Here is a 9,200-nt window from a genome sequence, read left to right as displayed (position 1 = left end):
AACGCGGGCGCAGGACACGTCTCGCGACCCGGTGGACGTTCAGCCCGGGGGCGTCGGGGGTGTCGGCTCCGCAGCCTCGACCACGGTGCGGAAGTCGCGGCGGCGCTTGCAGTACTCCAGCCCCAGCAGGCCCAGACCGACCCCGGTCAGGCAGGCCCAGAGCCACCAGGTGGTGCCGTCCTCGGAGAGCCGCCCGTAGAACGGCAGCAGGGCCACGAACCCGAGGAAGAAGATCGCCGTCCCGACCTGCACCGTGCGCACGCCGTCGACGTCGAGCGGCTCCACGTCGGCCAGGAGGTAGGTCTTGTTCCTGAACTCGTGCTGCATCGGTTGGTCGTCACGGAGCTCCACATCCGCCACGCTAGTCGAAACCCCGGTCCCGTGTGAGGCGTGCCGTGACGTGGCGCCCGCCATGATGGAGGGGTGAGCGACCCCCTGGAGCACCTCGTCCGTCCGAGCGTCGACCACGGGACGGCGGTGCTGGTGCTCGCGGGGTCCAGCGGCGCGCTGGAGACCGACCGCTGCCGGGTGCTCGCGGCCCACGGCGCGACGGCACTGACCATCCGGTGGTTCGGCGGTCGTGGGCAGCAGCCCGGCACCTTCGAGGTGCCGGTCGAGTCGTTCACCGCTGCGCTCGACCGGTTGGCGGGCGATGCCGACCGGCTCGCGATCGTGGGCTCCTCCTTCGGCGCCGAGGCGGCGCTGCTCACGGCGTCCCTGGACGCCCGGGTCGACGCGGTGGTCGCGCTCGCGCCGTCGTCGGTCGTGTGGGCCGGCGTCGACGAGCAGGGGCGGCAGACGTCGCACTGGACGTGGGGCGGGCGACCGGTCTCCTTCGCCCCGTTCGACGACTCGTGGTCGGCCGACACCGACCCGCCCTCCTACCGCCGGCTCTACGAGCAGAGCCTGCGTCGTCACGCCGAGGAGGCGGCCGCCGCCGCGATCCCGGTCGAGCGGATCGTCGGGGACGTCGTCCTCGTCGCGGGGGAGGACGACCAGGTGTGGCCGGCGGCCGACTTCGCCCGCGCGATCGCCGCCCGTCGTACGTCGCACGGGCGCGAGACCGTCGTCGTCACGCACCCGGACGCGGGGCACCGCGTGGTGCTGCCGGGCGAGGTGCCGGTGGAGCGGGGGAGGGCGATGGCCGGCGGCGGGACCGCCGGGGCCGACGCCGCCCTCGGCCGCCTGGCCTGGCCGCACCTGCTCCGGAGCCTGCGCCTCGCCGAGTAGCCCCGCGGAACGTGCCCGCGGAATAGTTAGCACGGGTAATGACTTATGCTAATGACATGCCAACTGTGGAGAAGGTCGCCCGCACCGACGCCGGACTCGCCTCCGAGCTCCGGCTCTCGGTCATGCGCCTGCGTCGTCGCCTCGCTGTCGAGCGCCACCCCGACAACGAGCTGAGCATGAACGCGATGGCCGTGCTGGGTGCCCTCCATCGCTTCGGCGACCTGACGGTGGGCGACCTCGCCGCGCGCGAGAAGGTCCAGCCGCCGAGCATGACCCGCACCGTCAACTGTCTGGTCGACGGTGGCCACGCCACGCGCCGCCGTCACGAGACCGACGGCCGGCAGGTGGTGGTGGTCCTCACCGACTCCGGCCGCGCGACCGTCCTGTCCGACCGGGCCCGCCGAGACGAGTGGCTCGCCACCCGCCTGCGCGAGCTGACCCCTGCCGAACGTGCCGTGCTCCGCAGTGCGGCCCCGATCCTGGAGAGACTGGCCTCCCACGAGTGAGCACCCCGTGAGTCCCACCTTCCGTTCCCTGCACAACCAGAACTACCGGCGCTACGCCGCCGGCAACCTGGTGTCCAACACCGGCACCTGGATGCAGCGCGTCGCGCAGGACTGGCTGGTCCTGCTGCTGACCGGCAACAGTGCCGCCGCGATCGGCATCACCACCGGCCTGCAGTTCCTGCCCTTCCTCCTGCTCTCGCCGGTCGCCGGCCTGCTCGCCGACCGGATCCCCAAGCGTCGCCTGCTCCAGATGACCAACATCGGCATGGCCGCCCCCGCGTTCGTGCTCGGCGTCCTGGCGGTCACCGGGACCGTGCAGATCTGGCACGTCTACGTGCTCGCCCTCGTGCTGGGCGTCGCCTCCGCCTTCGACGCCCCGGCCCGGCAGTCGTTCGTCTCGGAGATCGTCGACGCCGAGGACCTCACCAACGCCGTCGGCCTCAACTCGGCCGGCTTCAACTCCGCGCGGATCCTCGGACCGGCCATCGCGGGCGTCTCGATCGCGCTGCTCGGCTCCGGTGTCGGCGCCACCGGGTGGGTGATCCTGGTCAACGGGCTCAGCTACGTCGCCCCGATCCTGATGCTCGCCTCGCTGGACGGCACGCGGCTGCACGTCGCCGCGCTGGTCGAGCGCGAGCCCGGCCAGATCCGCGCCGGCGTCTCCTACGTGCGGGCCCGTCCCGACCTGATGCTGATCCTCGGGATCGTCTTCTTCACCGGCACCTTCGGCCTCAACTTTCAGATGACCTCCGCGCTGATGGCCACCCAGGTCTTCGACAAGGGGCCGGCAGAGTTCGGGCTGCTCGGCACGTTCATGGCGGTGGGCTCCCTCGCCGGATCGCTGCTCGCGGCCAGTCGGGAGGGTGTCCGGCACCGGCTCGTCGTCGGAGCGGCCGTGGCCTTCGGTCTGCTCGAGATCGTCGCCGGCCTGGCCCCGTCGTACCTGCTCTTCGCCTTGATGTGCCCCCTGCTCGGCATCACCGCGCTGACGATGATCACCAGCGCCAACGCGTTCATGCAGCTCAACACCGACGCCGGCATGCGCGGGCGGGTGATGGCGCTCTACATGATGATCTTCATCGGCGGGACGCCCCTGGGCGCACCCCTCGTCGGGTGGGTGGGGGAGGTCTACGGAGCCCGTTGGACCCTCATCTTCGGGGGAGCCATGACCGTCGCGGGGGTGCTCCTGGCCAGTGCGCTCTACCTGCGGACCAAGGCCCGTCAGGAGACCCCGGCCCAGGTCTCTCAAGCCGCGTTTTGACCCTCACCCAGGCGGCCGGTAATCTCGGTCCTCGTGTCTGGGACGACCAGATGCGTTGCGCGTGCCCAAATCCGGGTGCTCACCACTGGCACATCGATCAAGCGTCACGTCGTGCTGGCAAAGTGCCGAGCACAGAGAGCTTCTCAGAGAGGGAACCACCAGGTGCCCACGATTAACCAACTGGTCCGCAAGGGCCGCCAGGACAAGGTGTCCAAGAGCAAGACGCCTGCCCTGAAGGGTTCGCCCCAGCGACGCGGTGTCTGCACCCGCGTCTACACCACCACCCCGAAGAAGCCGAACTCCGCCCTCCGCAAGGTCGCCCGTGTGCGCCTGTCGAGCGGCGTCGAGGTCACGGCCTACATCCCGGGCGTCGGTCATAACCTCCAGGAGCACTCCATCGTGCTCGTCCGCGGCGGCCGGGTGAAGGACCTCCCCGGTGTCCGTTACAAGATCATTCGCGGCACGCTCGACACCCAGGGTGTCAAGAACCGCAAGCAGGCCCGCAGCCGTTACGGCGCGAAGAAGGAGAAGAGCTAATGCCCCGCAAGGGTCCGGCCCCGAAGCGGCCGATCGACATCGACCCGGTCTACGGCTCGCAGCTGGTCTCCCAGCTCGTCTCGAAGGTCCTCCAGGACGGCAAGAAGCAGGTTGCCCAGCGCATCGTCTACGGCGCTCTCGAAGGTTGCCGCGAGAAGAACGGCACCGACCCCGTCGTCACGCTCAAGCGTGCGATGGACAACGTCAAGCCGTCCATCGAGGTCAAGTCCCGCCGTGTCGGTGGCGCGACCTACCAGGTCCCGATCGAGGTCAAGGGCACGCGCAGCACCACGCTGGCGCTGCGCTGGCTCGTCGGCTACGCCGCGGACCGTCGTGAGAAGACGATGTCCGAGCGCCTGATGAACGAGATCCTCGACGCGTCCAACGGCCTCGGTGCCGCTGTGAAGAAGCGTGAGGACACGCACAAGATGGCCGAGTCCAACAAGGCCTTCGCCCACTACCGCTGGTGATCCATGCGTGAGGAGTGCGCCGCACTCCTCACGCCACCTGCATTCCAACCACTTCCGAGGGACTGAGACTTTCAGTGGCTGTCGACATCACCACGGACCTCAACCAGGTTCGCAACATCGGCATCATGGCGCACATCGACGCCGGCAAGACCACCACCACCGAGCGCATCCTCTTCTACACCGGCATCACCTACAAGATCGGTGAGGTCCACGAGGGCGCGGCCACGATGGACTGGATGGAGCAGGAGCAGGAGCGTGGCATCACGATCACCTCCGCTGCGACCACCTGCTGGTGGAAGAACCACCAGATCAACATCATCGACACCCCGGGCCACGTCGACTTCACCGCCGAGGTTGAGCGCTCGCTGCGCGTCCTCGACGGCGCCGTCGCCGTCTTCGACGGTGTCGCCGGTGTCGAGCCCCAGACGATGACCGTGTGGCGTCAGGCCAACAAGTACTCCGTGCCTCGCATGTGCTTCGTCAACAAGCTCGACCGCACCGGTGCCGACTTCTTCCGCTGCGTCGACATGATGGTGGAGCGTCTCAACTCCACCCCGCTGGTCCTCCAGCTGCCGATCGGCGCCGAGGGCGACTTCATCGGTGTCGTCGACCTGGTGGGCATGCGCGCGCTGGTCTGGCGCGGCGAGACCACGATCGGCGAGGACTACGTCGTCGAGGAGATCCCGGCCGAGCTGGCCGAGCAGGCTGCCGAATACCGCGAGAAGCTGCTCGAGACGCTGTCGGACGCCGACGACGTCATCATGGAGAAGTTCCTCGACGAGGGCGAGTTCACGGTCGAGGAGCTCGAGGCCGCGATCCGTCGCGCGACCCTGGCCGACAAGATCAACCCGGTCCTGTGCGGCACCGCGTTCAAGAACAAGGGCGTCCAGCCCCTGCTCGACGCCGTCGTCAAGTACCTCCCCTCCCCTCTCGACATCGACGCGATCATCGGTCACTCCGTCAAGGACGAGACCGTCGAGGTCAAGCGACTGCCCTCCGACGACGAGCCGTTCTCGGGCCTGGCCTACAAGATCGCGACCGACCCGCACCTCGGCAAGCTGATCTACGTCCGCGTCTACTCCGGCAAGCTCGCCGCCGGAGCGACCGTGGTCAACTCGGTGAACGGCCGCAAGGAGCGGATCGGCAAGGTCTACCAGATGCACGCCAACAAGCGTGAGGAGATCGCGTCGGTCGGCGCCGGTCAGATCGTGGCCGTCATGGGTCTCAAGGACACGAAGACCGGTCACACCCTGTGCGACCCCCAGCACCCGGTCATCCTCGAGTCGATGACGTTCCCGGCCCCGGTCATCGAGGTCGCGATCGAGCCCAAGACCAAGAGCGACCAGGAGAAGCTCGGCACCGCGATCCAGCGGTTGTCCGACGAGGACCCCACGTTCACCGTCAAGGCGGACGAGGAGACCGGTCAGACGATCATCGCCGGCATGGGCGAGCTCCACCTCGAGATCCTCGTCGACCGCATGAAGCGCGAGTTCCGCGTCGAGGCCACCGTCGGCAAGCCGCAGGTGGCCTACCGCGAGACGCTCCGCAAGGTCGTCACCAAGCACAGCTACACCCACAAGAAGCAGACCGGTGGGTCCGGCCAGTTCGCCAAGGTCGTCGTCTCGCTCGGCCCCAACATCGACCCCGAGACGGGCGTCGGTGCTGGCTACCTGTTCGTCAACGCCACGTCCGGTGGTCGTGTGCCGAAGGAGTACATCCCTTCGGTGGACCAGGGCGGCCAGGACGCCCTCGAGTTCGGCATCCTCGCCGGCTACCCGATGGTCGACGTGAAGTTCACCCTGGAGGACGGCGCCTACCACGACGTCGACTCCTCGGAGCTCGCGTTCAAGATCGCCGGGAACCAGGCCTTCAAGGAGGCCGCCCGCATGGCGAAGCCGGTCCTGCTCGAGCCGATGTTCGCGGTCGAGGTGATCACGCCGGAGACATTCCTCGGCACGGTCATCGGTGACATCAACAGCCGGCGCGGCCAGATCCGCGCGCAGGAGGAGAGGCACGGCGACATCGTCGTTGCTGCCCTCGTGCCGCTCTCCGAGATGTTCGGGTACGTTGGCGACCTGAGGTCCAAGACCTCCGGTCAGGCGTCGTACTCGATGGAGTTCGACTCGTACGCCGAGGTTCCCACGAACATCGCCGACGAGATCATCAAGAAGGTGCGTGGGGAGTAACCCTCACCGGGCACCACCACGCAGCGCGCACCACCCCCGTCAAGCACGAGTCAAGTATCAACCCAACCAGGAGGAGCCCCCAGTGGCTAAGGCGAAGTTCGAGCGGACCAAGCCGCACGTCAACATCGGCACCATCGGTCACATCGACCACGGCAAGACGACGTTGACCGCTGCAATCACCAAGGTGCTGCACGACGCGTACCCGACCCTCAACGAGGCGTCGGCGTTCGACCAGATCGACAAGGCGCCCGAAGAGCGTCAGCGCGGGATCACGATCTCGATCTCGCACGTCGAGTACCAGACCGAGTCGCGCCACTACGCGCACGTCGACTGCCCTGGTCACGCTGACTACATCAAGAACATGATCACCGGTGCGGCCCAGATGGACGGCGCGATCCTCGTGGTCGCCGCCACCGACGGTCCCATGCCGCAGACGCGTGAGCACGTGCTGCTCGCCCGCCAGGTCGGCGTGCCGTCCCTGGTCGTGGCGCTCAACAAGTGCGACATGGTCGACGACGAGGAGCTCATCGAGCTCGTCGAGATGGAGGTGCGCGAGCTCCTCTCCGAGTACGAGTTCGACGGCGACGAGATCCCCGTCATTCGCGTTGCCGCTTTCCCGGCCCTCCAGGGCGACGAGAAGTGGGGCAAGTCGATCCTTGAGCTCATGGCCGCGGTGGACGAGTCCATCCCGACCCCCGAGCGCGAGACGGACAAGCCCTTCCTCATGCCCGTCGAGGACGTCTTCACGATCACCGGTCGCGGCACGGTCATCACCGGTCGCATCGAGCGCGGCATCGTCAAGGTCAACGAGGAGGTCGAGATCATCGGCATCCGCACGACTTCCCAGAAGTCGACCGTGACCGGTGTCGAGATGTTCCGCAAGCTGCTCGACGAGGGCCAGGCCGGCGAGAACGTCGGTCTCCTGCTGCGCGGCACCAAGCGCGAGGACATCGAGCGCGGCATGGTCGTCATCAAGCCGGGCACCACGACCCCGCACACCAACTTCGAGGCCTCGGTCTACATCCTCTCGAAGGAGGAGGGCGGGCGTCACACGCCGTTCTTCAACAACTACCGCCCGCAGTTCTACTTCCGCACCACGGACGTGACCGGCGTCGTGACCCTCCCCGAGGGCACCGAGATGGTCATGCCGGGCGACAACACGGAGATGCTCGTCGAGCTGATCCAGCCGATCGCCATGGACGAGGGCCTGCGTTTCGCGATCCGTGAGGGTGGCCGCACCGTCGGCGCCGGCCGGGTCACCAAGATCACCAAGTGATCACTGCGCCCTAGGCGCAGCAGCACCTGCACCACCAGGACGGCCCCGGACCTCGTGTCCGGGGTCGTCCTGCGTCTGGCGAGTCGGCGCAATGTTGCAGACCCACACGCCGAGTCGGCGCAATGTTGCAGCGGAACCGCCGCACGGGTGCAACATCGCGCCGACTCGGCGAATCGCTTCCCTCGTAGGGCGTCCAGGAGGATGGGACCATGAACGACCGTGTGACCCCGACCCGCCCCCACCGCAAGCTGACCGACGACGGTCGCCGGATGCGGGAGGTGCTGAGCTACTCCCGTCGGGGGAGCCGGTTCACGCCCAGCCAGCAGCAGGCGTGGGACGCCCACCACGAGGGCTGGGTCATCCCCGACGTCGCCGTCGACGAGCCCGGCTTCGCCTGGTCGCAGTGGTTCGGGCGCGAGGCGCCGCTGATCATCGAGATCGGCAGCGGCGTCGGCGAGGCGACCGGTGTGCTCGCGGCTGCTCGCCCGGAGTGCAACGTGTTGGCGCTCGAGGTCTGGCTGCCGGGCGTGGCGGCCGGGCTCAACGAGGTGGCCGCGGCGGAGGCGAGCAACGTGCGCTTCTGCTCGGTCGACGCGGTCTGGGCGATCGAGAACCTCGTGGCACCTGGAGCCGTCCGTGAGCTCTGGACGTTCTTCCCCGATCCGTGGCCCAAGACCCGCCACCACAAGCGGCGCATCGTCTCGCCGGACTTCGCTCGCACCGTCGCCTCCCGCCTCGAGGCGGGGGGGCTGTGGCGGCTGGCGACCGACTGGGCGCAGTACGCCGAGCAGATGCTCGCCGTTCTGGACGCAGAGCCTGGTCTCGAGGGCGGGGCCGTCGAGCGCTGGTCGGAGCGTCCCGTGACGAAGTTCGAGCGCAAGGGGTTGGCGGTCGACCGCGACATCGTCGACGTCGCCTACCACCGCGTGGGTTGAGGCCCTAACGGGAGTGGCCGCGTCGCGCCACCTCGAGGAGGGCGAGCTCCTCGTCGACATGGGGGTCCTCTTCGCCGATCGCCTCCAGCTCGACCTTGATGCTGCGCTGCATGGCGAGAGCGTCCTCGGTGCGTCCGAGGTGTCGCAGTGCCCGCGCCACCATCCAGCGGGCGATCCTGGTGCGTCCCGCGTCCCCCTGGCGTTCGCGGGCACCCCACGCGTTCTCGAAGGCCGCCAGGGCGTCGTGCCACTCACCGGCGTCCGCGTGGGCCATGCCGATGTTGTTGAGCAGCGAGGCGTCCCAGTCGCGCGCCCGCAGGTCCGCACTCGCGCGGGCGATCCGTAGTGCCTCCTCGTGCAGGGCGCCCTGCACCTCGGGTGGAGCATCGAGCGCGATCATGTGCAGCGCGTCGACGTGCACCTCGTCGCAGCCGATCGCAGCGGCCGCGGCCGCCTCGAACTCCGGTCGCGCCGCGTCCAGCAATCCACGGGTGCGCAGGATGCGTCCGCGCTCGAGATGGATCCGCGCCGCCACCTCGGCGTCGACCGCGGTGGTGGCTGCCAGCAGGCCCAGCCCGTCGTCGTAGCGACCCTGGAGGCCGACGGCCCGAGCCAGCTGCGTCATCAGGATGTGCTGGTCGCGCGCGCCTGCGCCGCGGATGGCGCGACGCAAGCGGTTCTCGGAAGCGGCCGGGTCGTCGAAGTCCCAGAGGGAGGTCAGGTCGAGCACGACCCCATCCTGCCGCCTTGCGCTGCTGGGTGACAGCCTCCCTCGTCGACGCACCGCAGCCGCGGACCG

The 9,200-nt window shown here is 68.7% G+C and carries 10 protein-coding genes; 8 read left to right on the top strand and 2 right to left on the bottom strand.

From position 1 onward, the window contains the following. Positions 1-39: 39 nt before the first annotated feature. A complete protein-coding gene (locus BM204_RS01285; RefSeq protein ID WP_091110033.1) occupies positions 40-327 on the bottom strand; it encodes a DUF2530 domain-containing protein in 288 nt (95 codons plus the stop codon). Between the two features lie 96 nt (positions 328-423). On the opposite strand from BM204_RS01285, the gene BM204_RS01280 reads away from it, so the two are divergent. The 8 genes from BM204_RS01280 to trmB all read left to right on the top strand — a co-directional run bounded on the left by BM204_RS01280 (position 424) and on the right by trmB (position 8,401). Continuing rightward, a complete protein-coding gene (locus tag BM204_RS01280; protein ID WP_218031110.1) occupies positions 424-1,230 on the top strand; it encodes an acyl-CoA thioester hydrolase/BAAT C-terminal domain-containing protein in 807 nt (268 codons plus the stop codon). Positions 1,231-1,286: 56 nt separating this feature from the next. After that, positions 1,287-1,736, top strand: a complete 450-nt coding sequence (locus BM204_RS01275) for a MarR family winged helix-turn-helix transcriptional regulator (RefSeq protein ID WP_246165768.1) — start codon at positions 1,287-1,289, stop codon at positions 1,734-1,736. Positions 1,737-1,743: 7 nt separating this feature from the next. Continuing rightward, on the top strand, positions 1,744-2,997 hold the full coding sequence (locus tag BM204_RS01270; RefSeq protein ID WP_091109756.1) for an MFS transporter: 1,254 nt from the start codon (positions 1,744-1,746) through the stop codon (positions 2,995-2,997). Between the two features lie 162 nt (positions 2,998-3,159). Next, positions 3,160-3,534 (top strand): 30S ribosomal protein S12, encoded by a 375-nt coding sequence (gene rpsL / locus BM204_RS01265; RefSeq protein ID WP_028644777.1) that lies wholly within the window; start codon positions 3,160-3,162, stop codon positions 3,532-3,534. Continuing rightward, positions 3,534-4,004: a 30S ribosomal protein S7 gene (gene rpsG, locus BM204_RS01260; RefSeq protein ID WP_091109754.1), complete on the top strand. Its 471-nt coding sequence runs from the start codon at positions 3,534-3,536 to the stop codon at positions 4,002-4,004. Before rpsL ends, rpsG begins: the two co-directional genes overlap by 1 nt. A gap of 74 nt (positions 4,005-4,078) precedes the next feature. Then, a complete protein-coding gene (gene fusA, locus BM204_RS01255) occupies positions 4,079-6,190 on the top strand; it encodes an elongation factor G (protein WP_091109751.1) in 2,112 nt (703 codons plus the stop codon). Positions 6,191-6,272: 82 nt separating this feature from the next. Then, the gene (gene tuf / locus BM204_RS01250) at positions 6,273-7,466 is read left to right on the top strand and encodes an elongation factor Tu (protein WP_091109749.1); all 1,194 of its coding nucleotides are present in this window, start codon (positions 6,273-6,275) and stop codon (positions 7,464-7,466) included. Between the two features lie 209 nt (positions 7,467-7,675). Next, on the top strand, positions 7,676-8,401 hold the full coding sequence (trmB, locus tag BM204_RS01245) for a tRNA (guanosine(46)-N7)-methyltransferase TrmB (protein ID WP_091109748.1): 726 nt from the start codon (positions 7,676-7,678) through the stop codon (positions 8,399-8,401). Between the two features lie 4 nt (positions 8,402-8,405). Here trmB and BM204_RS01240 read toward each other — a convergent pair whose 3' ends face one another. Continuing rightward, positions 8,406-9,131: a tetratricopeptide repeat protein gene (locus BM204_RS01240; RefSeq protein WP_091109746.1), complete on the bottom strand. Its 726-nt coding sequence runs from the start codon at positions 9,129-9,131 to the stop codon at positions 8,406-8,408. Positions 9,132-9,200: the final 69 nt, after the last annotated feature.

Source organism: Nocardioides psychrotolerans (assembly GCF_900113685.1).
Lineage (GTDB): Bacteria > Actinomycetota > Actinomycetes > Propionibacteriales > Nocardioidaceae > Nocardioides > Nocardioides psychrotolerans.
The sequence above is the reverse complement of the archived record's forward strand: the minus strand, read 5'-3'. Positions and strand labels throughout refer to the sequence as shown.

Bases quoted from the DNA above. Each gene is read 5' to 3' on its own strand.
- BM204_RS01275 (WP_246165768.1), top strand. From the start codon at position 1,287: ATGCCAACTGTGGAGAAGGTCGCCCGCACCGACGCCGGACTCGCCTCC.
- rpsG (WP_091109754.1), top strand. From the start codon at position 3,534: ATGCCCCGCAAGGGTCCGGCCCCGAAGCGGCCGATCGACATCGACCCG.
- trmB (WP_091109748.1), top strand. From the start codon at position 7,676: ATGAACGACCGTGTGACCCCGACCCGCCCCCACCGCAAGCTGACCGAC.
- BM204_RS01285 (WP_091110033.1), bottom strand. From the start codon at position 327: ATGCAGCACGAGTTCAGGAACAAGACCTACCTCCTGGCCGACGTGGAG.